28 protein-coding genes are annotated in these 26110 nt (G+C 71.6%); 18 read left to right on the top strand and 10 right to left on the bottom strand.

The window, feature by feature from the left end; genetic code table 11:
* Positions 1–186 precede the first annotated feature (186 nt).
* On the top strand, positions 187–1101 hold the full coding sequence (locus ACZ4EG_RS13825; protein WP_467790777.1) for a universal stress protein: 915 nt from the start codon (positions 187–189) through the stop codon (positions 1099–1101).
* Between the two features lie 106 nt (positions 1102–1207).
* Complete coding sequence (locus ACZ4EG_RS13820) at positions 1208–2071, top strand: universal stress protein (RefSeq protein ID WP_453554228.1); 864 nt, start codon at positions 1208–1210, stop codon at positions 2069–2071.
* 17 nt (positions 2072–2088) lie between these two features.
* Here the strand turns inward: ACZ4EG_RS13820 and ppk2 are convergent, their stop codons facing one another.
* Positions 2089–2892 carry a polyphosphate kinase 2 gene (ppk2, locus tag ACZ4EG_RS13815; RefSeq protein ID WP_467790776.1) on the bottom strand — a complete coding sequence of 268 codons (804 nt, stop codon included), beginning with the start codon at positions 2890–2892 and terminating at the stop codon, positions 2089–2091.
* 53 nt (positions 2893–2945) lie between these two features.
* Between ppk2 and ACZ4EG_RS13810 the strand changes: the two genes are divergently transcribed.
* Entirely contained in the window at positions 2946–5327 is a 2382-nt protein-coding gene (locus ACZ4EG_RS13810; RefSeq protein WP_453554136.1) for a phosphoketolase family protein, read from the top strand.
* Positions 5328–5437: 110 nt separating this feature from the next.
* On the top strand, positions 5438–6067 hold the full coding sequence (locus ACZ4EG_RS13805; protein WP_453554134.1) for a PadR family transcriptional regulator: 630 nt from the start codon (positions 5438–5440) through the stop codon (positions 6065–6067).
* Positions 6068–6159: 92 nt separating this feature from the next.
* Here ACZ4EG_RS13805 and ACZ4EG_RS13800 read toward each other — a convergent pair whose 3' ends face one another.
* Positions 6160–6588: a type II toxin-antitoxin system Rv0910 family toxin gene (locus ACZ4EG_RS13800; protein ID WP_453554132.1), complete on the bottom strand. Its 429-nt coding sequence runs from the start codon at positions 6586–6588 to the stop codon at positions 6160–6162.
* A 234-nt stretch (positions 6589–6822) separates the two neighbouring features.
* On the opposite strand from ACZ4EG_RS13800, the gene ACZ4EG_RS13795 reads away from it, so the two are divergent.
* Complete coding sequence (locus ACZ4EG_RS13795) at positions 6823–7371, top strand: peptidase (RefSeq protein WP_467790775.1); 549 nt, start codon at positions 6823–6825, stop codon at positions 7369–7371.
* 70 nt (positions 7372–7441) lie between these two features.
* Positions 7442–8458 (top strand): EamA family transporter, encoded by a 1017-nt coding sequence (locus tag ACZ4EG_RS13790; protein WP_467790774.1) that lies wholly within the window; start codon positions 7442–7444, stop codon positions 8456–8458.
* Positions 8459–8482: 24 nt separating this feature from the next.
* Here ACZ4EG_RS13790 and ACZ4EG_RS13785 read toward each other — a convergent pair whose 3' ends face one another.
* Positions 8483–9115, bottom strand: coding sequence for an FMN-binding negative transcriptional regulator (locus tag ACZ4EG_RS13785; RefSeq protein WP_467790773.1), 633 nt, complete (start codon positions 9113–9115; stop codon positions 8483–8485).
* Positions 9115–9798: a pyridoxamine 5'-phosphate oxidase family protein gene (locus ACZ4EG_RS13780; protein WP_467790772.1), complete on the bottom strand. Its 684-nt coding sequence runs from the start codon at positions 9796–9798 to the stop codon at positions 9115–9117. Before ACZ4EG_RS13780 ends, ACZ4EG_RS13785 begins: the two co-directional genes overlap by 1 nt.
* Before the next feature lie 35 nt (positions 9799–9833).
* Between ACZ4EG_RS13780 and ACZ4EG_RS13775 the strand changes: the two genes are divergently transcribed.
* The gene (locus tag ACZ4EG_RS13775; RefSeq protein WP_467790771.1) at positions 9834–11165 is read left to right on the top strand and encodes an aminotransferase class I/II-fold pyridoxal phosphate-dependent enzyme; all 1332 of its coding nucleotides are present in this window, start codon (positions 9834–9836) and stop codon (positions 11163–11165) included.
* Positions 11166–11177: 12 nt separating this feature from the next.
* Here ACZ4EG_RS13775 and ACZ4EG_RS13770 read toward each other — a convergent pair whose 3' ends face one another.
* The gene (locus ACZ4EG_RS13770; RefSeq protein WP_467790770.1) at positions 11178–12116 is read right to left on the bottom strand and encodes a DMT family transporter; all 939 of its coding nucleotides are present in this window, start codon (positions 12114–12116) and stop codon (positions 11178–11180) included.
* Between the two features lie 74 nt (positions 12117–12190).
* Between ACZ4EG_RS13770 and ACZ4EG_RS13765 the strand changes: the two genes are divergently transcribed.
* Positions 12191–13093 carry a LysR family transcriptional regulator gene (locus ACZ4EG_RS13765; protein ID WP_467790769.1) on the top strand — a complete coding sequence of 301 codons (903 nt, stop codon included), beginning with the start codon at positions 12191–12193 and terminating at the stop codon, positions 13091–13093.
* A 48-nt stretch (positions 13094–13141) separates the two neighbouring features.
* On the opposite strand, the gene ACZ4EG_RS13760 is transcribed toward ACZ4EG_RS13765, so the two are convergent.
* Complete coding sequence (locus tag ACZ4EG_RS13760; protein ID WP_453554117.1) at positions 13142–13609, bottom strand: pyridoxamine 5'-phosphate oxidase family protein; 468 nt, start codon at positions 13607–13609, stop codon at positions 13142–13144.
* Between the two features lie 159 nt (positions 13610–13768).
* On the opposite strand from ACZ4EG_RS13760, the gene ACZ4EG_RS13755 reads away from it, so the two are divergent.
* The gene (locus ACZ4EG_RS13755; protein WP_467790768.1) at positions 13769–14413 is read left to right on the top strand and encodes a cysteine hydrolase family protein; all 645 of its coding nucleotides are present in this window, start codon (positions 13769–13771) and stop codon (positions 14411–14413) included.
* A gap of 3 nt (positions 14414–14416) precedes the next feature.
* Here the strand turns inward: ACZ4EG_RS13755 and ACZ4EG_RS13750 are convergent, their stop codons facing one another.
* The gene (locus ACZ4EG_RS13750) at positions 14417–14944 is read right to left on the bottom strand and encodes a Rieske (2Fe-2S) protein (protein WP_453554113.1); all 528 of its coding nucleotides are present in this window, start codon (positions 14942–14944) and stop codon (positions 14417–14419) included.
* Positions 14945–15120: 176 nt separating this feature from the next.
* Between ACZ4EG_RS13750 and ACZ4EG_RS13745 the strand changes: the two genes are divergently transcribed.
* The 7 genes from ACZ4EG_RS13745 (at position 15121) to ACZ4EG_RS13715 (ending at position 21200) form a co-directional block, all read left to right on the top strand.
* A complete protein-coding gene (locus ACZ4EG_RS13745; RefSeq protein ID WP_467790767.1) occupies positions 15121–15885 on the top strand; it encodes a HipA family kinase in 765 nt (254 codons plus the stop codon).
* A complete protein-coding gene (locus ACZ4EG_RS13740) occupies positions 15882–16331 on the top strand; it encodes a DUF3037 domain-containing protein (protein WP_390710322.1) in 450 nt (149 codons plus the stop codon). Before ACZ4EG_RS13745 ends, ACZ4EG_RS13740 begins: the two co-directional genes overlap by 4 nt.
* Positions 16332–16456: 125 nt before the next feature.
* A complete protein-coding gene (gene fabG, locus ACZ4EG_RS13735; protein WP_363299984.1) occupies positions 16457–17218 on the top strand; it encodes a 3-oxoacyl-ACP reductase FabG in 762 nt (253 codons plus the stop codon).
* A gap of 30 nt (positions 17219–17248) precedes the next feature.
* Entirely contained in the window at positions 17249–18010 is a 762-nt protein-coding gene (locus ACZ4EG_RS13730) for an SDR family oxidoreductase (RefSeq protein WP_453554107.1), read from the top strand.
* 207 nt (positions 18011–18217) lie between these two features.
* Positions 18218–19792 (top strand): ABC transporter substrate-binding protein, encoded by a 1575-nt coding sequence (locus ACZ4EG_RS13725; RefSeq protein ID WP_467790766.1) that lies wholly within the window; start codon positions 18218–18220, stop codon positions 19790–19792.
* Positions 19793–19883: 91 nt separating this feature from the next.
* Entirely contained in the window at positions 19884–20567 is a 684-nt protein-coding gene (gene ung, locus ACZ4EG_RS13720) for a uracil-DNA glycosylase (RefSeq protein ID WP_453554103.1), read from the top strand.
* Between the two features lie 120 nt (positions 20568–20687).
* Positions 20688–21200 carry a hypothetical protein gene (locus ACZ4EG_RS13715; RefSeq protein WP_453554226.1) on the top strand — a complete coding sequence of 171 codons (513 nt, stop codon included), beginning with the start codon at positions 20688–20690 and terminating at the stop codon, positions 21198–21200.
* 20 nt (positions 21201–21220) lie between these two features.
* On the opposite strand, the gene ACZ4EG_RS13710 is transcribed toward ACZ4EG_RS13715, so the two are convergent.
* Both ACZ4EG_RS13710 and ACZ4EG_RS13705 read right to left on the bottom strand, forming a co-directional pair.
* Positions 21221–21673 (bottom strand): hypothetical protein, encoded by a 453-nt coding sequence (locus ACZ4EG_RS13710; protein WP_453554101.1) that lies wholly within the window; start codon positions 21671–21673, stop codon positions 21221–21223.
* A gap of 137 nt (positions 21674–21810) precedes the next feature.
* Positions 21811–22401 (bottom strand): TetR/AcrR family transcriptional regulator, encoded by a 591-nt coding sequence (locus ACZ4EG_RS13705; protein WP_390710326.1) that lies wholly within the window; start codon positions 22399–22401, stop codon positions 21811–21813.
* Positions 22402–22509: 108 nt separating this feature from the next.
* Between ACZ4EG_RS13705 and ACZ4EG_RS13700 the strand changes: the two genes are divergently transcribed.
* Both ACZ4EG_RS13700 and ACZ4EG_RS13695 read left to right on the top strand, forming a co-directional pair.
* A complete protein-coding gene (locus tag ACZ4EG_RS13700) occupies positions 22510–23685 on the top strand; it encodes an FAD-dependent monooxygenase (RefSeq protein WP_467790765.1) in 1176 nt (391 codons plus the stop codon).
* A gap of 10 nt (positions 23686–23695) precedes the next feature.
* Complete coding sequence (locus ACZ4EG_RS13695) at positions 23696–24607, top strand: Gfo/Idh/MocA family protein (protein ID WP_467790764.1); 912 nt, start codon at positions 23696–23698, stop codon at positions 24605–24607.
* Here ACZ4EG_RS13695 and lnt read toward each other — a convergent pair.
* Positions 24525–26090 carry an apolipoprotein N-acyltransferase gene (gene lnt / locus ACZ4EG_RS13690; RefSeq protein ID WP_467790763.1) on the bottom strand — a complete coding sequence of 522 codons (1566 nt, stop codon included), beginning with the start codon at positions 26088–26090 and terminating at the stop codon, positions 24525–24527. The genes ACZ4EG_RS13695 and lnt overlap by 83 nt on opposite strands.
* Between the last annotated feature and the right edge of the window lie 20 nt (positions 26091–26110).

Raw genomic sequence — 26110 nt, 5'->3', positions numbered from 1 at the left:
TGAGGCGCGCCGTCCTCCTGATCGTCCTGGCCGCCGTGTCCGCCGCCGACCCCCTCCACGGCGGCGGACCGCGGGCCCCGGCTCCCCGAGGGCCCATCGGCCTTTCTCCGGGACCTGCGGCCCCTGCCCCCCGCCCGGTCCCTGCACGAGGCTCGAATCGCGAACCCCACTCAGGAGGTGGAGATCATGACCCGCACCGTCACGGTCGGCCTGGACGGCTCGGCAGAGAGCCGCGCCGCGGCCGAATGGGCGGCCCGCGAGGCAGAACTGCTAGGTCTGCCGCTGAAGCTGCTCCAGGTGTGGGAGCCGGTACCGGAGCCCATGGCACAGGCCCCGCTGCTCGGGTCCGAGACCCACCAGCACTGGACCGACCGGATCACCCGCGAGGCGGCCGCAGACATCGCCCGGCGCCACCCCGGCCTCGAAGTGACCACCGAGCAGCTGTCCGGCACCCCCGGCGAGGTCCTCGCGAACGCGGCGAAGGACGCCGAACTGCTGGTCCTCGGTTCGCGCGGGCTGGGCGGCGCGGCCGGTTTCATGGTCGGCTCGGTCGGACTCTCGGTCGTCGCCCACGCCGAACGACCCGTCGTGCTGGTCAGGGCGGGGAAGCAGGCCGCCGACGAGCACGAGACGGACCCGACGGGCAGCCCGTCCGCCGCGACACCGTTCCGCCCCGTGGTCCTGGGCCTGGACGTGGACTCCCCGGACGAGGAGCTGATCGGGTTCGCGTTCCAGGCGGCGGCCCGGCGCGGTACGACCCTGCGTGTCGTCCACGGCTGGACCCCACCGCCGTACTACACGGAAGCCGTCACCGCGGACCTCGTGATCCAGGCGCCCGAGGCGCCCGAGACGCTCGGCGAAGAGACCCCCCTGGCCGAGACCCTCCTGCCGTGGCGGCAGAAGTTCCCGGGCGTCGAGGTCACCACCGAGTGCCACTGCGGAACCCCCGCCGACCATCTGGTCGACGCCGCCCGCGAAGCCTCCCTGCTGGTCGTGGGCCGGCGGATCCGCCGCAGCCCGTTCGGCACGCACATCGGTCCCGTCACCCACGCCGCCCTGCACCACGCCACCGCTCCGGTCGCCGTGGTCGCGCACGACTGACCCAGCGATTCGACCGACCCACCCCGGAGGAGAGGAAACCCATGAAGGCAGCGGTTGTTCGGGCCTTTGGTGAGCCCCTGGCGATCGGGGCGGGGCGGTGAGCGCGGTGGACCTGCCCCTGGTCGTAGGGGTCGACGGGTCGGAGCCGAGTCTGCGCGCGGTGGACTGGGCGGCGGACGAGGCGGTGCTGCGCGGGGTGCCGCTGCGGCTGGTGTACGCCTCGCTGTGGGAGCGCTACGAGGGCACCTCGCCGGCGCAGGACGTGGGCAGGCCGTCCGAGCAGGTGATGGCCGAGGACATCGTTGCCGCCGCGGCCCGGCGCGCGGCGCGGCGTCAGGCCGGTGTGAAGGTCTCCACCGACGTTCTGCCCGAGGAACCCGAATACGCGCTGGTCCGTGAGAGCCGCGTCGCGTCCGCGCTGGTGATGGGCGCACGGGGCCGTAGTGGAGTCGCCGAGATGCTGCTCGGCTCGGTCAGCCTGGCCGTGGCCGCCCATGCCGACTGCCCGGTGATCGTGCTCCGCGGCGGCCAGGACCAGCACGGCGGGCCGGAGACGCACGGCCGGATCGTGGTGGGCGTGGCGGAAGGGCCGGCCGGTTCTGCGGCGGTGCGCTTCGCCGCCGCGGAGGCGGAGCTGCGCGGGGTGCCCCTGGAGGCCGTACGCGCCTGGCGGCACCCGGCACATCCGGCCGGCGGTGAGTCCGCCCGGTTGCACGAGGAGCGGGCCGCCGAGACCCTGGAAGCGGCCGTGAGCGAGGCGGCCGAGCAGCACCCTGGCGTCGACCTGCGACGGCGTACCGTCGAGGGCCACGCACGCCGGGTGCTGCTGGACGTCTCGCGCGACGCGGGCCTGCTGGTCGTGGGTGCCCAGCGCACGCAGGGCGCCGTCGGGCTCCAGCTCGGTCGCGTCACTCACGGCGTTCTGCACCACGCCGCCTGCCCCGTCGCGGTCGTACCCCATCGGTCGTGAACGCGGTGGGCGGTGGTTCAGAGGCTCGCCGCGTGGTCCGGGACGTATGTCTGCAGATCCCGCGGCGGGCGCTCGTAGCCGGTCGGCGGCGGTCGCTCCGGCAGCTTCAGCACCGGCGGCTTCACCTCGTGGTACGGGACGGAGTCCAGCAGATGGGCGATCATGTTCAGCCGGGCGCGGCGCTTGTCGTCGCTCTCGACGACGTACCAGGGCGCCTCGGAGACGTCGGTGTGGACCAGCATCTCGTCCTTGGCCCGGGAGTAGGCCTCCCAGCGGGTGATCGACTCCAGGTCCATCGGCGACAGCTTCCAGCGCCGCACCGGATCGTGGAGGCGCCGCCGGAACCGCTCCTGCTGCTCGGTGTCGCTCACCGAGAACCAGTACTTGCGCAGCAGGATCCCGTCCTCCACCAGCATCCGCTCGAAGATCGGGCACTGGCGCAGGAAGCGCTGGTACTCCTGCTGCGTACAGAAGCCCATCACATGCTCGACACCGGCCCGGTTGTACCAGGACCGGTCGAACAGCACCATCTCCCCGGCGGCCGGCAGGTGCTCCACATACCGCTGGAAGTACCACTGCGTGCGCTCGCGCTCGGTCGGCTTGGGCAGCGCCGCGACGCGGGCCACGCGCGGATTGAGGAACTGGGTCACCCGCTTGATCGCGCCGCCCTTGCCCGCCGCGTCCCGCCCCTCGAAGACGACGACCAGCCGGGCGCCCTCCGCCCGCACCCACTCCTGCAGCTTCACCAACTCGGTCTGCAGGCGCAGCAGTTCCTTCTCGTACACCTTCCGCGGCAGCTCCGCCGCTTTTTGGTCGGCCATGCCGCCTCCACCGCCCGATGACCTCTACGTCGACGACTTCCGGAGTCTCACCCATGTCCAAGGTCGAACACCAGGACGCCACCGTACTTTCCGACGACGAACTGCGCACCCTGGACGCGCACTGGCGCGCCGCCAACTACCTTGCGGCGGGCCAGATCTATCTGATGGCCAACCCGCTGCTGACCGAGCCGCTGAGGCCGGAGCACATCAAGCCGCGGCTGCTCGGTCACTGGGGCACCTCGCCCGGCCTCAACCTCGTGTACACCCATCTCAACCGTGTGATCAGGACGCGCGGCCTCGACGCGCTGGCCATCTGGGGGCCGGGGCACGGCGGGCCCTCGGTGGTGGCCAACTCCTGGCTGGAGGGCAGCTACAGCGAGACCTACCCGGACGTGTCGCGTGACGGGGCGGGCATGGAGCGGCTGTTCCGGCAGTTCTCGTTCCCGGGCGGGGTGCCCAGCCATGTGGCCCCGGAGACACCCGGTTCGATCCACGAGGGCGGCGAACTCGGCTACTCGCTCGCCCATGCCTACGGCGCCGCCCTCGACAACCCGGACCTGCTGGTCGCCTGTGTGATCGGCGACGGCGAGGCGGAGACCGGACCGCTGGCCGCCTCCTGGCACTCGAACAAGTTCCTGGACCCGGTGTACGACGGAGCGGTCCTGCCGATCCTGCACCTCAACGGGTACAAGATCGCCAACCCGACGGTGCTCGCCCGTCTTCCCGAGTCCGAACTCGACGAGCTCCTGCGGGGATACGGCCATGAGCCGATCCATGTGACCGGCGACGTCCCGGCCGAGGTGCACCGGGCGATGGCCGCGGCGCTCGACGAGGCGCTGGACCGTATCGCGGTGGCACAGCGGACCGCCCGCGAGGACGGCGTCGGCGAGCGCGTGCACTGGCCGGTGATCGTGCTGCGCACGCCGAAGGGCTGGACCGGTCCGGCCGAGGTGGACGGCAAGCCGGTCGAGGGCACCTGGCGCGCCCACCAGGTCCCGCTGGCCGGTGTCCGCGAGAACCCCGAGCATCTGCGGCAGTTGGAGGCCTGGCTGCGCTCGTACCGGCCCGAGGAGCTCTTCGGCTCCGACGGCAGGCCCGTCCCCGATGTCCTGGCCTGCCTTCCCGAGGGCAACAAGCGGCTCGGTGCCACGCCGCACGCCAACGGCGGCCTCCTCGTACGGGACCTGCCGATCCGCGGCCTCGACGACTTCGCGGTCCCGGTCGACAAGCCGGGGACGACGCTGCACGAGCCGACCCGGGTCCTCGGCGACCTGCTCGAACAGGTCATGAAGGACACCAGCGGGCGCCGGGACTTCCGCGTGGTGGGTCCCGACGAGACCGCCTCCAACCGGCTGCAGGCCGTCTTCGACGCCAGCGGAAAGGCCTGGCAGGCACAGATCCTTCCGGTCGACGAACACCTGGAGCGGCACGGCCGGGTGATGGAGATCCTCTCCGAACACCTCTGCCAGGGCTGGCTGGAGGGCTATCTCCTCACCGGCAGGCACGGACTGTTCTCCTGCTACGAGGCCTTCGTGCACATCGTCGACTCGATGGTCAACCAGCACATCAAGTGGCTGAAGACCTCCAGGGACCTGCCCTGGCGCGCGCCCATCGCCTCCCTCAACTACCTGCTGACCTCGCATGTGTGGCGCCAGGACCACAACGGCTTCTCCCACCAGGACCCCGGCTTCGTCGACCACGTCCTCAACAAGAGCCCCGAGGTCGTGCGCGTGTACATGCCGCCGGACGCCAACACGCTCCTGTCGGTCGCGGACCACGCCCTGCGCAGCCGGGACTACGTGAACGTGATCGTGGCCGGGAAGCAGCCGTGCTTCGACTGGCTGTCCATGGACCAGGCCCGGGTCCACTGTGCGCGGGGAGCCGGCATCTGGGAGTGGGCCGGCACGGAGAACGGCGGCGAACCGGACGTGGTGCTGGCCTGCGCCGGGGACGTGCCCACCCAGGAGGTCCTGGCCGCGGCCCAGCTGCTGCGCAGGCATCTGCCCCAGCTCGCGGTGCGCGTCGTCAACGTGGTCGACATGACACGGCTGATGCCGCGCGAGGAGCATCCGCACGGCATGACCGACTTCGAGTTCGACGGTCTCTTCACCACCGACAAGCCGGTGATCTTCGCCTACCACGGCTACCCGTGGCTGATCCACCGCCTCGCCTACCGCCGCGCCGGGCACCGGAACCTGCACGTCCGCGGCTACAAGGAGTCCGGCACCACGACCACGCCGTTCGACATGGTCGTGCGCAACGATCTCGACCGCTACCGCCTGGTGATGGACGTCATCGACCGCGTCCCGGACCTCGCGGCGGGCGCCGCCCGCGTGCGCCAGCAGATGGCCGACGCCCGCACCCGCCACCACGCCTGGATCCGCGAGCACGGCGTTGACCTGCCCGAAGTCGCCGAGTGGAGCTGGAACGCCTGATTCAGGAAACGGCGGAGCCGCCGTAGGTGCCGAAGAGGCTTGTCATCCGATCGCTTCCGATATATCGTTGACGCATCGCGATAGATCAACGATGAAATGGAGTGATGGCGATGCGTTCCCACGGATACGAGCACGGACATCGACACGACGGCGGCTCCCGGCGCGACCGGGGCGGTTTCGAGGGGCTGCGGGCGGCCTTCGGGCCCTTCGGCCCGGGCGGCGGCCCCGGCTTCGGTCCCGGCGGACCCGGTTTCGGGCCGGGCCCCTGGGGTCATCGAGGGCGCGGCGGCCCCAGGGGAAGGGCGCGGCGCGGTGACGTACGGGCCTCGATCCTGGCCCTGCTCAAGGACCGGCCGATGCACGGTTACGAGATGATCCAGGAGATCGCCGAGCGCAGCGGCGGCGCGTGGAAGCCGAGCCCCGGCTCGGTGTACCCCACCCTGCAACTGCTGGAGGACGAGGGCCTGATCGCCAGCGAGTCCGAGGGTGGCAAGAAGCTGTTCTCGCTCACCGAGGACGGCCGCACCGCGGCGGACGAGGGGCCCGACGCGCCCTGGGAGGAGGCCTCGCGCGGGGTCGACTGGGAAGCCCTCGGTGAGATCCGGCAGGCCGGTTTCGGTCTGATGGAGGCCTTCGGGCAGGTCTGGAAGACCGGCAGCAAGGAACAGCGCGAGAAGGCGCTGGCCGTCATCAACGACGCCCGCAAGAAGCTGTATCTGATCCTCGCCGACGAAGGCTGAGCCTCCTCCTCACGAGGAGCGAGGGCACTGACCGAGGCGCCCCGCGGAGCAATCCGCGGGGCGCCTTCCGTCATGCCTTCTGTCCTGCTGTCTCAGGCCACCAGCCCGCCCAGCTTGCGCAGCGACTCGTTCAGGGCCGCCGTCGCCGAGTCCTTGAGCTTGCCCGCCATCAGCGACACGGCGGCGCCGGTGAACTCGCCGTCGATGCGCACCGTCGTGGCGTCGCCGTCCGGGGTGAGCGTGTAGCGCGTGGCGACGGTCACCGCCATCGGGCCCTTGCCGCGAATGGCGAGCACCCGGGCCGGATCCAGCTCCTCGATGGTCCACTCGACCTCGGCCGGGAACCCCATCAGCTTCATGTTCTCCTGGAAGGTGCCGCCCACCGCCAGGGTCTCGGGGCCGCCCTTGGGGAAGTTGGTGTGGGTCGCGTTCCACTCCCCGTACGCCGGCCAGTCCGTGAGCTGCGCCCACACCTTCTCGGCCGGTGCCCCGATGCGTGCCTCCGCGCTGACTTCGGCCATGCGACCACCTCTCAGTGTCGGGCTGTGGTGTCGCGGAACGTAGCCGCAGGGCCCGGAACATTCAATACTGATGAACTGTCAGAAAGTGTGGAGAGCGCGCGCTCCCGCAGGCGCATCGGCCTGATCTCCTCCGTAAGGAGGAGATTCCGGCCGGGGTTGTCCACTCACCGTGGGACGCGAAAATGCTTCCCCTCGGCGATGACCTCGGCCCGAGAGGCTGATGGGGTAGGGGATGTGCAACCCCGTATTCCCCACCAGTCCGCCCATGACCAGGGAATCCTCCGCGCGGATGCCGATGCCGGGCTCAGTGCCGAGCTGGCAGCGGTGGTCGCCGGTGCCCGCCGCAGGGCTGTTCGGGACGGGGACCGGCAGATCGACACCGCCCATCTGCTGCACTCGCTCCTGGAGTCCGATCCCGACGTACGGGCCGTGATCGGCGCCCCTCCGCAGATCGCCCGCCTGCTCGGCTACCTCGTGCAGCGCAGCATCGGCTACGGCCTGCGCTGGCAGAGCACCGTGGAGGACTCGGGCGCGATGCCCACCCCGAAGGGGGCCGAGGGCTGGTCGCCGCTGGCCTCCGCCGCCATGGTCCACGCCGTCGAGCGGGCCCGGCTGCGCGGCGGCGAACGGGCGGGCGGCACCGATCTGCTCGTCGCGCTCGTCCGGGACCCGCAGGCCCGGGCCGTCGAGGTGCTCGCGCGCGCCGGGATCGAGGTGACCGGCCTGCCGGCCCGGATCGCCGGCTGGGGGGAGTACGCGGGGGACGGCGGCGCGGCCTGCTGAGCGCGCGCCCCGTCCAGCCGCTGAGACAGGTGCCATTGGGGGTGACGCTCATGTCATCGCCTGTCATCATGTGCCGGTGCATACGTCTGAAAGCAGCCAGGGCAGCCATGGGAAGGGCGTCGGGCTCGGCCTCGCGCTCGCCTCGGCGCTCGCCTTCGGGGGATCCGGTGTCGCGGCCAAGCCGCTGATCGAGGCGGGGCTCGACCCGCTGCACGTGGTGTGGCTGCGGGTGGCCGGTGCCGCGCTGGTGATGCTGCCGCTCGCCGTGCGCCACCGGGGGCTCGTGCGCCGTCGCCCCGCGCTGCTCGCCGGGTTCGGACTGCTCGCCGTGGCCGGTGTCCAGGCCTGCTACTTCGCCGCGATCTCACGCATCCCGGTCGGGGTCGCGCTGCTCGTGGAGTACCTCGCCCCCGCCCTCGTGCTCGGCTGGGTGCGATTCGTGCAGCGCCGGCCGGTCACACGGGCCGCCGCACTCGGTGTGGTGCTCGCGGCCGGCGGCCTCGCCTGCGTCGTCGAGGTCTGGTCGGGGCTGGGCTTCGACGCGCTCGGGCTGCTGCTCGCCCTGTGCGCGGCCTGCTGCCAGGTCGGCTACTTCGTCCTGTCCGAACAGGGCAGCGAAGCGGGCGAGGAGGCGCCGGATCCGCTCGGTGTCATCGCGTACGGACTGCTCATCGGCGCCCTCGTGCTGACCGCCGTGGCCCGCCCCTGGGCCATGGACTGGTCCGTCCTCTCCGGCACCGCCCACATGAACGGCACCCCGGTCCCGGCGGCCGCGCTGCTGGCGTGGATCGTCCTGGTCGCCACGGTCATCGCCTATGTCACCGGTGTGGTGTCCGTGCGGCGGCTCTCCCCGCAGGTCGCGGGCGTCGTGGCCTGCCTTGAGGCGGTCGTCGCGACCGTGCTGGCCTGGGTGCTCCTCGGCGAACACCTCTCCGCGCCCCAGGTCGTCGGCGGTGCGGTCGTCCTGGTCGGCGCGTTCATCGCCCAGTCCTCGACGCCCGCCAAGGGCTCCGCGGACCCGGTGGCGAGCGGCGCACCCCCGCGCGAACTCGCCGCCAGGGGAACGGCGGCACACTCCGCCGAGTGAACCGGGCCGAACCGGCCCGTCCGCTCACGCCCCGCGCCTGCGCACCATGTGCTCCCGTGCCGCCGCGTCCCCCGGCCCGCTCCGCCCCGCCAGCGCGTCGGCGATCCGCTCCCGCACCTCCTCCGGCTTCTTGCCCGCGTACTTGAATTTCGCGCGTACGTCGGTCACCACGAGCCGCAGCCCGCGGATGCCGGACAGCAGGCGGCCGTACGGAGCCTCCTCCGGTGTCGCCCGCGACGAGCCGCCCTCCGGCTGGAAGTGGCCGAGCTGGCGGTTGAGCAGGTCGGCCTTCTCCGCCGGGTCGTCCACGACCTGGGCCGTGCAGCGGAGCTGGACGGCGGCGTAGAAGCTCGTCGGGACGCCGTGCTCGGGCGGGCCGTCCGGCGCGGCCTGCCAGGGGCCGGGCACATAGACGTAGTCGTCGACCACGCTCAGCAGCACCTGCGGGTTCGCCTCCAGGGCGGGCCACAGCGGATTGGGGCGGGCGAGGTGGGTGACCGCCTCGCCGCGGGCGGCGTCGAAGGCGAAGTGGAGCGGCTGCACGAAGGGCGGCTCACCGGACAGTCCGTTGACCGCGAGCTGGCCGAAGTCATGGGCGGCCAGCCAGGTCTGCCACTCGGTGTCGTCGCGGGGCGCGTCCCAGGGGTGGATCAGCATCACAGCGCCCTGAGGTAGTCGGGGAGCTCGATGCCGGGGACGAGGTCGGCGTTCGCGACCGGCGCGTCGTACCCCTTGCGCAGCGGGACGACCCCGGCCCAGTGGGCGAGGGCCAGGTCCTCGGGCTCGTCGTTCGCGCCGCCGGTACGGACCTTGGCGGAGACCTCGTCCAGGTCGAGCCGGATGACCGCGGTGGCCGCCAGCTCCTTCTTGTTGGCGGGCCGGGAGTCGGCGGAGCGCCCCGGTACGACGTGGTCGACCAGCGCGTCCAGGGCCAGTCGCCGCTCCTCGGGGTCGGTGACCTGGTGGGCGATGCCGTGCACCACGACCGAGCGGTAGTTGATCGAGTGGTGGAAGGCGGAGCGGGCCAGGACCAGTCCGTCGACATGGGTGACCGTCAGGCACACCGCGAGCCCCGGGTCGCTCCCGCCCGTCATCAGCAGCGGGCGCGACCCCGTGGAGCCGTGCACATAGAGCCGCTCGCCGACCCGGCCGTACAGCGTGGGGAGCACCACCGGCGCGCCGTCGCGGACGAAGCCGAGGTGGCAGACGTAGCCCTCGTCGAGTATCGAGTGCACCAGCTCCTTGTCGTACGACGCCTTCTCGGCGGCGCGCGTCGGGACGGTGCGGTCGGTCGGGGTGTAGGCGGCCGACGACGGCGGCGTCTGCTGGGTCCCCTGCATGGCGTTCTCCATTGCACTAATGCATAATCTCTTTTGTGCTAGGAGAGTATCCGATCGAAGGCCGCGGCGCAGCAGAGATCGCGGCGAGCGTCGAGCGCGCGGTGGGAGCCGGTGGCCTGCAGCCGGGCCAACTGCTGCCACCCATGCGAGAGTTGGCCGCCCGGCTGGGGGTGAATCCCAATACGGTCGCGGCCGCCTACCGCACCCTGCGGGAGCGCGGGGTCATCGAGACGGCGGGTCGCCGCGGCAGCCGTATCCGGCCCAAGCCGGCCACGACGGGCCGCGAGCAGCTGCATGTGGCCGTGCCGGCCGGGGTGCGGGACCTGTCCAGCGGCAACCCCGACCCGGCACTGCTGCCTCCGCTCACGCCCGCCCTCGCGGCGGTGGCGGCGGAGGGGGACCGGGACCCGGTGCTCTACGGAGCCGAGCCCGTCGAGCCGGAACTGGCCCGGATCGCGCGGGCCGAACTCGACACCGACGGGGTGCCCGACGGGCCGCTCACCGTGACCTCCGGTTCGCTGGACGCCGTGGAGCGCGTCCTCGCGGCCCACCTCAAGCCGGGGGACGCCGTCGCCGTCGAGGACCCCGGCTGGGGCCGGACCCTCGACCTCGTGCCGGCGCTGGGGCTGCGCACGGTCCCCGTGGGCGTCGACGACGAGGGCCCGCGCCCCGAGGACCTGCGCGCGGCCCTCGCCTCCGGAGCGCGCGCCCTGATCGTCACCGACCGCGCGCAGAACCCCACCGGAGCCTCCGTGAGCGCCACGCGCGCGCGTGCCCTGCGGTCCGTGCTGCGTGAGTACCCGCAGACCCTGCTGATCGAGGACGACCACGGCCACGGCATCGTCGACCTGCCCCTGCACCCCCTGGCCGGTGTCACCCACCACTGGGCCTTCGTCCGCTCCGTCGCCAAGGCATACGGCCCCGACCTGCGCCTCGCCGTCCTCACCGGCGACTCCGTCACGGTCGACCGGGTGCGCGGGAGACAGCGGCTGGGGCCGGGATGGGTGAGCCGTCTGCTGCAACGTGCCGTGGTCCACCTCTGGAAGGACGGCGCGGTGGACGGACCGGCGGTGGCGACGGCGTACCGGTCCCGCCGGGACCTGCTGATCGACGCGCTCGCGGAGCGCGGGGTCCCCTCGCACGGCCGCAGCGGCATGAACGTCTGGGTACCGGTCCCCGACGAGACGGGCGCGGTCGCCCGCCTCCTTCACGCCGGCTGGGCCGTCTCCCCGGGCGCCCGCTTCCGCCTGAGCGCCCCACCCGGAATCCGCATCACGATCTCGACCCTGACTCCGGAGGAGACCGGACCTTTGGCGGAAGCGGTGGCGGCAGCGGTGGGCCCGATGCCGGTGAGGACTTATGTCTAGGTGCTTACGGCCTTACGAGGCGTCCTCCTTGGACCTCACCTGAGTGAGCGCCGCCCCGGCAAGAACGATCACCGCCCCCACCGGAGTGGTCCACCGAAGCGACTCCCCCAGAAGGGCAACCCCCGCCGCGGTCGCGATCACTGGGATGAAGTAGGTCACCATCTGCGCCGTGGTGGGCCCGACCTCGGCAACCAACCCGTACTGGATGAGAACAGCCAGCCCGGTCCCCAGCGCACCCAACGCGGCAACGGCAAACAGCGGAACAAGAGAGAAGTGCCCCGGAACCGAGGTGAACAGCGGGGTCACAATGGCCAGTTGCCCGGTGGCCATCAACAACTGCGCCCCGGTCATCGCCAGATGCGAATGCCCCGTCCCGGCCAGCGTCCGCCGGACATAGATCCACCCGATCGGATAGCTCAGCGAAGCCAGCAGAGCCATCGCCGTACCCGTGGCATCCAGGCCGTGGAATCCCTGCCACGCGCCGAGCACCGTCAACACCCCGAGGAAACCGATGCCGAGGCCGGCGAAGCGAACCCGGGTCGGGCGGTCCTCCGAGAGGGCGACCAGGGACAGCACCATGCCCCACAGTGGCGAGGTGGCGTTGCAGATGCCCGCCAGCGTGGACGGGATGGTGAGCTCCGAGTAGGCGAAGAGAGAGAAGGGCAGGGCGTTCAGCAGGAACGCGGCGACCGCCAAGTGGCCCCAGGTGCGTGCCCCGCGCGGGAGCCGCTCCCGCTTCACCGCCATTGCCGCCGCGAGCACCGCCGTACCGAACACCAGCCGTCCCAGGGTGACTTGGAAGGGCGCATACCCCTGCGTGCCCACCTTGATGAGCAGGAAGCTGAAGCCCCATATCAGGGACAGGGCGCCGAAGCGCAGGCGCCAGTCGAGGCGGGCGCGCGGCTGCCGGACGGTGGCGGCCTCGGTGCGGGGGGTCGTGACGGTGGTCATGGACCGTACGATGCCGGAGGCAACCTCGTAGCACAATCGAGAATTCTCGCGCGATACGTCGTAGCATTGCTTACATGTTGAATCTGGAGCGCCTGCGCACCCTGGATGCCCTCGCCCGGCACGGCTCGGTCAGTGGCGCGGCCGAGGCGCTGCACGTCACCACGTCCGCGGTCTCGCAGCAGATGGGCAAGCTGGAGCGGGAGGTGGGACAGCGGCTCCTCGCCAAGAACGGGCGGGGGGTGCGCCTCACGGACGCGGGACGGCTGCTCTCCGAGCACGCGGCTCGGATTCTGTCCCAGGTGGAGCTCGCCCAGTCCGACCTGGAGGCGCATCGCGGGCAGGTCGTCGGCGAGCTGCGGCTGTCCGCGTTCCCCACCGCCGCCCGTGGTCTGTTTCCCGCCGCGCTCACGGCTCTGCGCGCCCGGCACCCGGCGCTGCGGGTGCGCTCCAGCGAGTTGGAGCCGGAGAACGGCGTCGCCGGAGTCGTCCGCGGCGATCTCGACCTCGCGGTGGTCCTGGACTGGTACAACAAGCCGATGCCGGTCCCGGACGGCCTGGTGAAGGCGCCCCTCCTCGACGACCCGGCCGATGTGGCCATGCTGGCCGGTCACCGGCTCGCGGACCGGGACGAGGTGGACCTCGGGGAGTTCGCCGAGGACGAGTGGATCACCTGGGGCGAGGGCGAGTTCTGCCACGAGTGGCTGATGTTCACGCTGCGCTCGCGCGGCATCGAGCCGAACATCGGCCATCGCGCCGCCGAGACCCACACCCAACTCGCCCTGGTGGCAGCGGGGTTGGGGGTGTGCATCGCGCCGCTGCTGGGACGGCACCCGGTGCCCCCGGGCGTCGTCATGGTCCCGCTCAAGCAGCGCGTGCGCCGTCATGTGTACGTCGTCTGGCGGGCCGACGCCGACCGCCGCCCCTCCATCCGCGCGGCGGTGGAGGCGCTGCAGGCGGCGGCCGCGACAGTCGGCTGAACCGAGTCGGCGCCTCGGCCGAACGGAGCCGGTCTCGGCCCAACAGCCCTACATCGAGCCCAGCTTGCGGAAGTCCCAGGAGACGACCTTCTCCGGGGTCAGCCGCGCCCAGGCATGCCGACCGTCGTGCGGCATCTCGTCCAGACCGAAGTTCTTGCGGGCGAACAGCGTCTCCGCGGTGTCGAGTTCGGCGCACAGCTCGCCGGTGCGCGGGACCTCGCCCACGAACTCCACGGTTCCGGACAGCTCGACGCCGCGCAACTGGTCGTACTCCTCGCCCGAGTCCACCACGACCGCCACCCGCGGATCACGGCTCAGATCGGCCCACCGCTTGCTGCGCACCACCGAGTACAGCCACAGCGACTTGCCGTCCCAGGCGAACCACAGCGCGCTGACGTGCGGGGCGCCGTCCGCGGACACGGTGGCGACCCGGCAGGTGCGCTGAGTGGTCAGGAATTCGTCCAGCTCGCCCGGCGTCATCATGATCTTCCGGCCCCGGCGCTGAGTGACGGTCATGCGGCCCCCTCTTCTCCCACGTCGTGTCAGAGGAGGTGGTCCAGGTCCCGTCGTCGCCCAGATCCTCTGACATCACGTCAGAAAAGAATGAGTCGTCTTCCGTTCATGCGCAATGGTGGTTAGTCTCGCCCGCCCCGCATCCCGGCGAAAGGGGGCCTCATGGCGTCGTACGAAGAGCTCGGAGAACTCCTCGACCCCGCGAGCACCGTGCTGCTCACCGTCGAGTGCCAGCAGGGGGTCGTCGGCCCCGACAGCGCGCTGCCCGAACTCGCCCGGGAGGCCCGTGCCTCGGGTGCCCTCGGCAATGTCGCCCGGCTGGTCGCCGCCGCGCACGAGAGCGGCCTCCAGGTGATCCACGCCGTCGCCGAGCGCCGCCCGGACGGCCGGGGCGCCAACCGCAACGCCCGGCTGTTCCGCGCCGCCGAACGGCTCCCCGTCCAGCAGCTGTCCGGCACCACGGCGGTGCGCATCGCGCCCCCGATCGAGGTCACCGAGGAGGACTTCGTCGTACGGCGGCTGCACGGGCTGTCGCCCGTCCAGGGCACCGACGTCGACGCGCTGCTGCGCAACCTCGGCTGCCGCACGCTGATCGTCACCGGTGTCTCGGCCAACGTCGCGATACCCAACGCCGTGTTCGACGCGGTGAACCGCGGCTACACCGTCGTCGTGCCGCGCGACGCCATCGCGGGGGTGCCCTCCGACTACACCCCCGCGATGATCCGCAACACGCTCGCCCTGGTCGCCACGGTCGCGACCACGGACGAGGTGCTCGGCTGCCTCAAGCGTCCGCGCCGAAGGCCCTGACCCTCACGCGAGCTTGATCTCGTCCCCGGACACGGTGATGTTCGCGGCCGTGAGCCCCGTGGTCGCGGGACCCGCCTTCCGGCTGCCGTCCGTGACGGAGAACTGGCTGTTGTGGCACGGACAGACGATCACACCGTTCGCGACGCTGCCCACCGCGCACCCGGCGTGCGGGCACTTCGACGAGAACGCCTTGTACGTGCCCGCCGCGGGCTGTGTGACCACGACACCCTGGTCCTTGAAGATCTTGCCGCCGCCCTCGGGGATGTCCGCGGTCTTGGCGAGCGCGGTGCCGCCCGCCGCGGCATTGTCGCCGCCGCCCGAGCCGCCGGTGCCCGAACCGCTGCCGTCCTGCGTCCCGGTGGAACCGGTCGCCCCGGTGCTGCCGGAAGACCCGGACGCATTGGAGGAGTTCGACGAATCGTCGCCCGATCCGCAGGCGGTCAGCGCGGCGGCGAGCCCCGCCGCTCCGGCCGCGGCCACGACCGTACGGCGGGCCGGTCCCGTTGCGGGCTTGGGCGATGCGCTGCTCATGTGGGGATTCCCTTCCGCGAAGCCTTTTCGGTGATCCGTCCAGGGGTACGGCCGCTGGGCACGACCCGTTCAGACGGTGTCGAGATCCTGACGCCGGCGCGGTCGGAGCGCCGTAAGCCAGAGCTGTCGTTCCGCTGTCGGCCGGAGGGCCGGCGACTCCCCAGTAACCTGGGGCGATGCTCAAGGAAGTCATCGCGACCCGCTACATCACGCCCCTGCGTGAGGGCGGCTCGCTGCCCGGGCTCGTCGAGGCCGACGACTTCGGGACGTACGTCATGAAGTTCACCGGCGCGGGACAGGGCCGCAAGACACTGGTGGCCGAGGTCGTCTGCGGGGAGCTGGCCCGCCGCCTGGGCTTCAGGATGCCCCGCCTCGTGACCATCGAGCTCGATCCGGTGCTGGGGCTCGGCGAACCCGATCAGCAGGTGCAGGAGCTGCTGAGGTCCAGCGGGGGCACCAACCTCGGCATGGACTTCCTCTCCGGCGCCCTCGGCTTCGATCCGCTGGCCTTCACGGTGAGTCCGGAGGAGGCCGGACGGATCGTCTGGTTCGACGCGCTGATCAACAACGTGGACCGTTCCTGGCGCAACCCCAACCTGCTGATGCACCGGGGCGACCTGTGGCTCATCGACCACGGCGCGACCATGATCTGGCACCACAACTGGCCCGGCGCCGAGGCCTCCGCGGCCCGGCCCTACGACGCCTCGGACCACGCACTCGCCGGCTTCGGCCCCGATGTCGCGGGCGCCGCGGCCGAGCTGGCCCCCCTGGTCACCGAGGACCTCCTCGCCGAGGTCACCGCCGAGATCCCGGACGCGTGGCTGGCGGGCGAGCGCGGCTTCGACAGCCCGGACGACGTGCGGCGGGCCTACGCGCGGCCCCTGCTCGCGCGAGCCGCCGTGGTCCACGAGCGCATCACCGGCATCGAGGGGGACCAGTGAGCGAGCACCACATCCACATGGCAGGCCATGTGGCCGAGCGCCACATCACCCGGGCCGGCCAGGGTGGTGGCCGGGACGTCTTCGAGTACGCGCTGCTACGGGTCGTACCCCGCGTCGAGCGCGGTGAGTGCATCAACGCGGGCGTGGTCGTGTACTGCCGCGCCCAGGGCTACGTCGGCGCCCGCACCCACCTCGACGAGGCCCGGCTGCTGGCCCTCGACCCGGACGCGGACGTCGCGGGCGTGCGGGCCGCGCTCGGCGCCGTCGAGGGCGTGTGCGGCGGCGGCGCGGCTGCGGGACCCGCGGCCCAGGACGACGCGGGGCGGCGTTTCCGCTGGCTGATCGCGCCGCGGTCGACCATCGTGCAGCCCGGGCCCGTCCACACGGGGCTCACCACCGATCCGGCGGCCGAGGCGCTGCGGTTGCTGGACCTCCTGGTGAGGTAATGGATCACACGGACCCGGTGTGCCGTTGACACCGGGTGCCAGGGCTTCTAGCGTCACGTCTGTCGAAGGTACTAAGCGGTCGCTCACCGCGGCTGGGGAATTCTCAAGGGCGAGGAGAAGCAGCAATGTCCACCACTGACCAGCGGGTCGCCATCGTCACCGGAGGTGCGCGCGGCATCGGCGCCGCCACCGCCGTACGACTGGCCGCCGAGGGCCGCGCCGTCGCCGTCATCGACCTCGACGAGGCCGCCTGCAAGGAAACCGTGGAGCGGATCACCGCGGCCGGCGGCCGGGCGATCGCGGTCGGCGCCGACGTCTCCGACGAAGCGCAGGTCGAGGCCGCGGTCGCCCGCGTGGCCGAGGAGCTCGGCGCGCCGACGATCCTGGTCAACAACGCCGGTGTGCTCCGCGACAACCTGCTGTTCAAGATGACGGCCTCCGACTGGGACACCGTCATGAACGTGCACCTGCGCGGCTCGTTCCTGATGACCAAGGCCGTCCAGAAGCACATGGTCGACGCCGGTTTCGGCCGGGTCGTCAACCTGTCCTCCTCCTCGGCCCTCGGCAACCGCGGCCAGGCCAACTACTCCGCCGCCAAGGCCGGTCTGCAGGGCTTCACCAAGACCCTCGCCATCGAGCTCGGCAAGTTCGGCATCACCGCCAACGCCGTCGCCCCCGGCTTCATCGCCACCGAGATGACCAAGGCCACCGCCGATCGCGTCAAGATGGGCTTCGAGGAGTTCAAGGCCGCCGCCGCCACCCAGATCCCCGTGCAGCGCGTCGGCGAGCCCGAGGACATCGCCAACGCGATCGCCTTCTTCACGGGCGAGGCGGCCGGCTTCGTCTCCGGCCAGGTGCTGTACGTCGCCGGCGGACCGCTCGACTAGTAGGCACCCGGAAATCTGAGGAACACGGACATGACTGAACTGCCTGAACTCTCCGGCAAGGTCGCCCTCGTCACGGGCGCCAGCCGCGGTATCGGCTACGGCGTCGCCGAGGCGCTCGTCGCGCGCGGTGACCGCGTGGTCATCACCGGCCGCAACGAGGACGCCCTCAAGGAGGCCGTCGAGAAGCTCGGCTCCGACCGGGTCGTCGGTGTCGCGGGCAAGGCGCACGACCTGACGCACCAGACCGAGGCCGTCGGGCGCGCCATGGAGGCCTTCGGCCGCGTCGACTTCCTGGTCAACAACGCCGGGACGAACCCGGTGTTCGGGCCGATGGCCGACCTCGACCTGGACGTCGCGCGCAAGGTGTTCGAGACCAACGTGATCTCGGCGCTCGGCTTCGCCCAGAAGACCTGGCACGCCTGGCAGAAGGACAACGGCGGCGCCATCGTCAACATCGCCTCCGTCGCGGGCCTCGCGCCCTCGCCGTTCATCGGCGCCTACGGCGTCAGCAAAGCCGCGATGATCAACCTGACCCAGCAGCTCGCGCACGAGTTCGCGCCCAAGGTGCGGGTGAACGCGATCGCCCCGGCCGTCGTGAAGACCAAGTTCGCGCAGGCCCTGTACGAGGGCCGGGAGGCGGAGGCCGCCGCGGCCTACCCGCTCGCCCGGCTCGGCGTGCCCTCGGACATCGGCGGCGCCGCCGCGTTCCTCACCTCGGAGCAGTCCGACTGGGTCACCGGACAGACGCTTGTCGTCGACGGCGGGATCTTCCTGAACGCCGGCGTCGCCTGACCTCGTTCGGGCATAACGATCGGGCGCACAAGGGCGCCGTTTCCTTGACGTAAACGGCGCCCTTGTCATTGTTCGGGAGGGGCCCGGAGCGATGACAACGTAGTCATGAGTAAGCCGATCAAGACCCATGTACGAAGCAGGTTCGCCCGGCGTGTCACTGCGGTATCGTCTGCCGACCCTTGGTATGGCGGATCGAGGAGCGTGCGCGTGTTCAACCGGAACCGATGCCTACAGAGAATGGCGGCGGTTGCGTCCATATCCCTGGTGGCCGGGTGCAGCGTCTTTTCAGACGGCAACCAGGACAGCGGTGGACCGATCGTGGTGGGTACGACCAGTGCCCCGAGCACGCTGGACCCGGCCGCTTCCTGGGACCAGTCCTGGGAACTTTTCCGCAACATCTACCAGACCCTGCTCAGTTACCCCGACGGCGCGACCTCACCGCAGCCCGACGCGGCCGAGAGCTGCAAGTTCTCCGAGTCGAACACCGTCTACACGTGCGAGCTCCGCTCGGGCCTGACCTTCTCCAACGGGCACAAGCTGGACGCACAGGCTGTCAAGTACTCGATCGACCGCATCGAGAAGATCAACGTCAACAGCGGTCCGGCCGGGCTGCTGGGCAGTCTCGACCGGGTCCAGGCGGTGAGCGAGCGCGAGGTCGTCTTCCACCTGAACAAGCCGGACGCCACGTTCCCGTTCGTGCTGGCCACACCCGGTATGTCGATCGTGGATCCCGCGGAGTACCCGGACAAAGCGCTGCGCAAGGACGGCAAGGTGCTCGGGTCCGGCCCGTACACCCTGGAGTCCTACCAGGAGGGCAAGCAGGCCGTCCTGGTCGGCAACAAGCACTACGAGGGCGCCGCGGACCGCAGAAACGATGCGGTGACCATCCGCTACTACCAGGACTCGCGTTCGCTGGCCGACGACCTGCGTGCCAAGAAGCTCGACCTCACCTTCCGCGGCCTCGCCGCCGATGACGTCATCTCCTTCCAGGGCCAGGGCTCCAAGGACATCGACCTCATCGACGGGCCGAGCAACGAGATCGAGTACCTGGTGTTCAACCCGAAGGACCCCTGGGCGCGCAAGACCGCCGTCCGCAGGGCCGTCGCCCAGATCATCAACCGGAGCGAGATCGCCCACCGGATCTACAAGGACACCGTGGAGCCGCTGTACTCCATGGTCCCGGCCGGCCTGACCGGGCACAGCACCGCCTTCTTCGACGACTTCGGAGACCCCGACGTCGGCAAGGCCGCCAAGATCCTCAGCCAGGCGGGCATCAACCAGAAGGTGCCGCTCACCCTCTGGTACACCACCGACCGCTACGGCTCGGCGACGGCGAAGGAGTTCCAGGAGATCAAGCGCCAGCTGGAGGCGTCCGGCCTGTTCACCGTCACCGTGCACGGCCGTCCCTGGAACAAGTACGTGGTGGGCTACCAGAAGGGCGAGTATCCGGTGTTCGGGCGCGGTTGGTCCCCCGACTTCCCCGACGCCGACAACTTCATCGCCCCGTTCGTCGGCCAGAACAACGCCGTCGGCACGCCCTACCCGTCACCCAAGATCACCGATGATCTGCTGCCCGCCTCCCGCCGCGAGAGCGACCGCTCCCGCGTGGTGAAGGAGTTCCGGGAGGCGCAGACGATCCTGGCGAACGACGCACGGCTGCTGCCGCTGTGGCAGGGCAAGCAGTACCTGGCCGCGAGCGCCGACATCTCCGGCGCGGAACGGTCGCTGGACCCGTCGGCGATCATGATGATGTGGGAGCTGCACCGCAAGACGAGCTGGTGATGCCGACTCACGGCACCGATTGTCAGTGGGCGCCTGTAGGTTCTGAGCACTGCACGACCTGCAAGTGACCGCACACCGTGAGGACGTTGACGTGACCGACATCGCCATGCTGCCCGAGTCCTGGCGCGGGGTTCTGGGCGACGAACTGCAGCAGCCCTACTTCAAGGAGCTGACGGAGTTCGTGGAGGAGGAGCGGGCGAAGGGTGCCGTCTACCCGCCGCGCGAGGAGGTCTTCGCGGCCCTGGACGCGACACCGTTCGAGAAGGTCAAGGTGCTGATCCTGGGCCAGGACCCCTATCACGGCGAGGGCCAGGGCCACGGCCTGTGCTTCTCGGTCCGGCCCGGGGTGAAGACCCCGCCCTCGCTGCGCAACATCTACAAGGAGATGAAGGAGGAGCTGGGCACGCCCGTCCCGGACAACGGATATCTGATGCCGTGGGCCCAGCAGGGCGTGCTGCTGCTCAACGCGGTGCTCACGGTCCGCTCCGGTGAGGCCAACTCGCACAAGGGCAAGGGCTGGGAGAAGTTCACGGACGCGGTGATCAGCGCGGTGGCCGACCGGCCCGACCCGGCGGTCTTCGTCCTGTGGGGGAACTACGCGCAGAAGAAGCTGCCCCTGATCGACGAGACCCGGCACGTCGTGGTGAAGGGCGCGCACCCCTCGCCGCTGTCCGCCAAGAAGTTCTTCGGCTCCCGCCCGTTCACACAGATCAACGAGGCGGTCGCCGCGCAGGGCCACGAGGCGATCGACTGGACGATCCCGGACCTGGGCTGATCCGCCCCGCGGGCGGTCCCGTGTCGTACGGGGCCGCCTGACCGGGTTTGTCCGTGCCGCCGGTTAGCGTCGGAGGGACAGCCGACTGGGCCTGTCGTGCGGATCAGCCTGGAGGACTCGGTGGCGGAGCGGCAGGAGCGGACGGCGCCGGACGCCGTGCTGACCCGGATCGGGCAGGTCGTCATGCTGCATCACGGCGGAGACCGCGAGGAGGCAAGGAGCCGTCTGCTGGACCTGTGGGCGGAGGTCGGGCAGGACGGGGACCCGGTGCACCGCTGCACGCTCGCGCACTACCTGGCCGACACCCAGGACGATCCCTCGGACGAACTGGCCTGGGATCTGAGGGCGTTGTCGGCGGCGGAGGAAGTCTCGGCAGGGGCGACGGACCCGGCGGCGCTGCGCACCTTCTACCCCTCCCTGCACCTGAATCTCGCCACCGACTACATGAAGCTGGGCCGCTCCGAGGCCGCCCGCGCCTATCTGCATCGCGCCCGCGGCGCGGCCGGCGCCCTCACCGACGACAGCTACGGGGACGGCGTCAGGGCGGCGATCACCCGGCTGGAACACCGACTGCGCGAGGAGGACCCCCCGGGAGGAGACCCCTGGGGCCCACCACGCCAACGACCGACCTAGACCTCGCCCGCACTACCGCCTCACTGTCCGTACGTCCGGCGGCAGATCACTGCCTCGGGACTGTCCTGCCGCCAGCCGCCGTATTCCGTCCCCAGCGAGCACACGTCGGGGGCCTTGGGGACGGACCGGGGCACGTCCGGGATGACGGCGGGGGGCTGGTGCCGGGGCACACCGTGTGGCTGGGGGGCCAGGGGCGCGGCAGAGCGGTGGGGCCCGGGCGGCTGTGGGGGAGGAGCCGCGTCGCCGGAGCGCTTCGGGCGGCGGGACGGGCCGACCATTTCCAGCGCCTCCCGGGCCGGTGCCTGTACGACCCTCGGCTTCGCGCTGCCGTCCGTCCGGGGCGCCGAGGACCGCGACGGCGCCCCCGCCGGTGGTGGCCCGGGCGTCGGCGGCCGCTGGACGGTCACACAGCCGGAGAGGGCCGAGACGGCCACGGTGACCAGGAGCGCTGCGGAGGTCGTCGATCGATACACCCGCGCAACTCTGCTGCGTCGGCTGCGGCGTTGGAACAGGGTGAGGGCGGATGATCCCTCACAAGGGTGGTCTCCCGCCCCGTACGAGGGGCATGGGAGGACCCGAGCTGACGTCGGCCCCCCCGAGGGGGGCGGCTTCAGCGGCCCAGCATGCCCCTGAGCAGCTCCCGCAGCCCCGCCCGCACCTCGTCCAGATCCGGCACCTCCGCGTTGAACGTCCCGGCCACGCAGGAGAACATCAGCCCGTCCGCCCACGCGACCAGCGACAGCACATGCCGGGCCGGGTCGGGCGAGCCCACGGCGGTGAGAAGGGCGGTCAGCTGCTCGCGGAAGACGGCGCCCGTCGCGTCGTAGAAGGCGCGCAGCTCGGGGCGGCGGGTGGCCTCCAGGGCCAGTTCGTAGCGGGCGACGAGCAATGCGCGGTTCTGGGTCAGCGAACGGTGCACCGCCAGGGCCAGCCCTTCGGTCAGCGCGTCGAGCCCGCCGCGCGCATCCGGCATCTCGCTCACCGCCAGTACCCGCGCCTCCCGCTCGGCGTGCCGCCGCACGGCGAGCTCCAGCAGTGCCTGCCGGGTGCGCGCCAGATTGGACGTCGAGCCCTGCGGCAGCCCGGCCGCCTCGTCGACCGCCCGGTGCGTCAGCCCGCGCATACCGCGCTCGGCGAGCAGGGCCAGGGCGGTGTCGGCGATCAGATCGGCACGGGAGGCGCTCGGGGTGCGTACGGACATGGGACGACCCTACCCGCGCAACTACGCCTGTAGTACAGTCGAGGAGTCGCTCAACTACATCTGTAGTGCGCCGGGTCCGTCGCGGCGCGCCCGGCATCAGGAGGAGCCATGGCACAGTCGCCACGCGCCGTCGTCATCGGCGGCGGGATCGGGGGCCTGACCGCCGCCGCGGCCCTGCACCGCCGGGACTGGCAGGTCACCGTCCTGGAGCGGGCCCGCTCCCTGGAGCCGGTCGGCGCGGCCATCTCGCTGGCCCCCAACGCCCTGCGCGCCCTGGACGTCATCGGCATCGGTGACGAGATCCGCGACCTCGCCGCCTGGCAGGGCGACGGCGGACTGCGCACCCCGCGCGGCCGCTGGCTCTCGCGCACCAGCGCCGACGCCGCCGCGGCCCGCTTCGGCGGCCCCCTCGTCCTGCTGCACCGGGCCACCCTCGTCAACAGCCTCGCCGCGCAACTCCCGCCCGGCACCGTCCGCACGACCGCGGCCGCCACCGTCACCGACCCCGGCGACACCGACCGGCCCGCCCGAGTCACCACCGCCGACGGCGAACTGGAGGCCGACCTGGTGGTCGCCGCCGACGGCATCAACTCCGCCGCACGCCGCGTGCTCTTCCCCGGGCATCCCGGTCCGGTCTACGCCGGGTTCACCACCTGGCGTGTCGTGATCCCGGTCCCCGGCACCGAGTTCGCCTCGCACGAGACCTGGGGCCGGGGCCGGATCTGGGGCACACACCCCCTCAAGGACGGCCGGGTGTATGCGTACGCCGCCGCCATGGCCCCCGCCGGGCAACACGCGCCGGACGACGAGCGGGCCGAACTCACCCGCCGGTTCGGCGACTGGCACGACCCGATCCCCGCCGTCCTCGCGGCCGCCCGCCCCGAGGACGTGCTGCGCCACGACGTCCACCACCTCGCCGACCCGCTGCCCGCCTTCCACCGCGGCCGGGTGGCCCTGCTCGGTGACGCCGCGCACGCCATGCCGCCGACCCTCGGGCAGGGCGGCAACCAGGCCGTAGAGGACGCCGTCGTCCTCGCCCATCACGCCCGCGACCTGCCCGCCTACACGGCCGCCCGGCTGCCCCGTACGACGGCGATCGCCCGCCGGGCCGTCAAGGTCGCCCGGCTCGACATGACCCGCAATCGCGCCGTCATCGCCGTACGCAACACCACGCTCGCCGCACTGTCGCTCGCCGGACCGGCGCTGCTGCTGCGCGGCTTCGACGACATCGCCGACTGGCGGCCGCCGTATGCTTCCGGGAGGGCACCGGTAGGCAACCGCTAGGGGAGAGCACGTGAAGGTCGGCTGCATCGGACTCGGCGACATCGCGCAGAAGGCATACCTGCCGGTGCTCGGCATGCGGCCCGGCATCGAACTGCACCTGCAGACCCGCACGCCCGAGACCCTCGCCCGGGTCGCCGACGGCCTCCACCTCCCCGCCGGCCGGCGGCACACGACCCTGGACTCGCTGCTCGCCCAGGACCTCGACGCTGCCTTCGTGCACGCGCCCACCCCCGCGCACCCCGAGATCGTCACCCGGCTCCTGGAGGCGGGCGTACCGACCTACGTCGACAAGCCGCTCGCCTATGAACTCGCCGACTCCGAGCGCCTGGTGAAGCTCGCCGAGGAGCGCGACGTCTCCCTCGCCGTCGGCTTCAACCGGCGCTACGCCCCCGGGTACGCACAGTGCGCCGACCACCCGCGCGAGCTGATCCTGATGCAGAAGAACCGCATCGGGCTGCCGGAGAAGCCCCGCACGATGATCCTCGACGACTTCATCCACGTCGTGGACACGCTGCGCTTCCTGGTGCCGGGCGCGGTCGACGATGTGACCGTGCGCGCCCGCCTGGAGGACGGGCTGCTCCACCACGTCGTGCTCCAGCTCGCCGGGGACGGCTTCACCGCGCTCGGCGTGATGAACCGGCTCAGCGGCTCGGCCGAGGAGATCCTCGAGGTCTCCGGGCAGGACACCAAGCGCCAGGTGGTCAACCTCGCCGAGGTGATCGACCACAAGGGGCAGCCGACGATGCGGCGGCGCGGGGACTGGGTGCCGGTCGCCCGGCAGCGCGGCATCGAGCAGGCCGTGCTCGCGTTCCTCGACGCCGTGCGCGCCGGCAAGGTCCTCAGTGCCCGTGACGCACTGGCGACTCACGAACTGTGCGAGCAGGTCGTACATGCGGTCCAGGAGCGCTCCGGCGCAGCCTGACCGCCCGTACGCCCTCGGTCACGCCCAGGGCGGCCAGCGCGAGCAGGGCGCCCTTCACCGGCCAGTCGCCGTAGCGGACATACGGAGTGATGCCATGGGCCAGGGGCACCTCGTACACCTGGGCGGTGCTCGCCTCGGTGCCGAGCCACGGACCCAGACGCTGTCCGCTCGGGCCGTAGACGGCCGAGACGCCGGTCAGCGTCGAGTGCACCATGGGACGGCCGGTCTCGGCGGCACGCAGCGCGGCCAGTGAGGCATGCTGCTCGGGGGCCCAGCTGTGCTGGAACGTCGACGTCGCGGACTGGCCGAGCAGCACGTCGGCGCCGTCCTGAGCGAGGTGACGGCTCATGTCCGGGAACGCGGTCTCGAAGCACACCATGGGGCCGATGCTCAGGCCGTGCCCGACGTCCATCACCACCTGCTCGGTGCCGCGCCGGCGGTCCTCGCCCGCCGCCTTGCCGACCGAGGTGGCCCAGCCCAGGACCGAGCGGGCCGGGATGTACTCACCGAACGGGACGAGCCGCATCTTGTCGTACCGGGCGCCGGTCGGGCCGTCCGGGCCGATCAGGACCGAGCTCTTGTAGATGCCGGGCCGGTCGGAGCGGCGGGCATCCACGTTGACCAGGATGTCCGCGCCGGTCTGCCGGGACAGGGCCGCGACCCGTTTCGCCAGGTCCGGCCGGTCGCCCAGATCGAAGCCGATGCTGCTCTCGCCCCAGACGATCAGGTCGAGGCGCTGCCCGACGAGCCCCCGGGTGAGCTGCTCCTCGCGGTCGAAGCGCTGGTCGGCGCCGTTGATCACACCGGGCTGTACGACGGCGATCCTGACCCGTCCGTCGACGTCCGGGCGGGGCGACCACGCCCAGGCCGCCGAGGTCGCGGCGGCCGTGGCGACCAGCGAGGCGAGGGCGGGTACACGGACCGCGCGTATCGCCACCAGCATGGTGACCGCGACATTGACGGCCACCACCAGGAAGCTGAGCAGCCACACCCCGCCCACCGAGGCGAGCCGGAGCGCCGGTTCCACCTGCCACTGGCTGGAGCCGAGCAGGCCCCAGGGACCGCCGAGCCCCTGCCAGGACCGGACGAGCTCCACCGCCAGCCAGCCGGACGGCAGCACCACCAGGGCGGCCGCGCCCCGGCCCGGCGAGGGCACCCCGCCCAGGAACCGGCGCACCAGCCATCCCCAGGGCGCCCAGAGCGCGCCCAGCAGCCCCGCGATCAGGAAGAGGAAGACATTCAGACTGGGCAGCAGCCAGTGGTGCACCGCCACCATGAACCCGAGCCCGCCCAGCCAGCCGTCGTACGCCGCCCGCTTCCCGGTCGGGGCCGAGCGGACGAGCAGGATCCAGGGGACCAGCGCGACGTACGCGAACCACCACAGCGCGGGCGCCAGGAAGGCGAACACGGGCAGGGCTCCGGCGAGGACGGCGGAGACGGAGCGACGCCACGGGGAGGCGAGCCAGCGATCGGTCGTCTTCATACGTCGCCTCCTACCCAGCC

It is taken from the genome of Streptomyces sp. NPDC025638, assembly GCF_055558775.1.
Note: the sequence above shows the minus strand (reverse complement) of the source record. Positions and strands in the feature narration are given on the sequence as shown.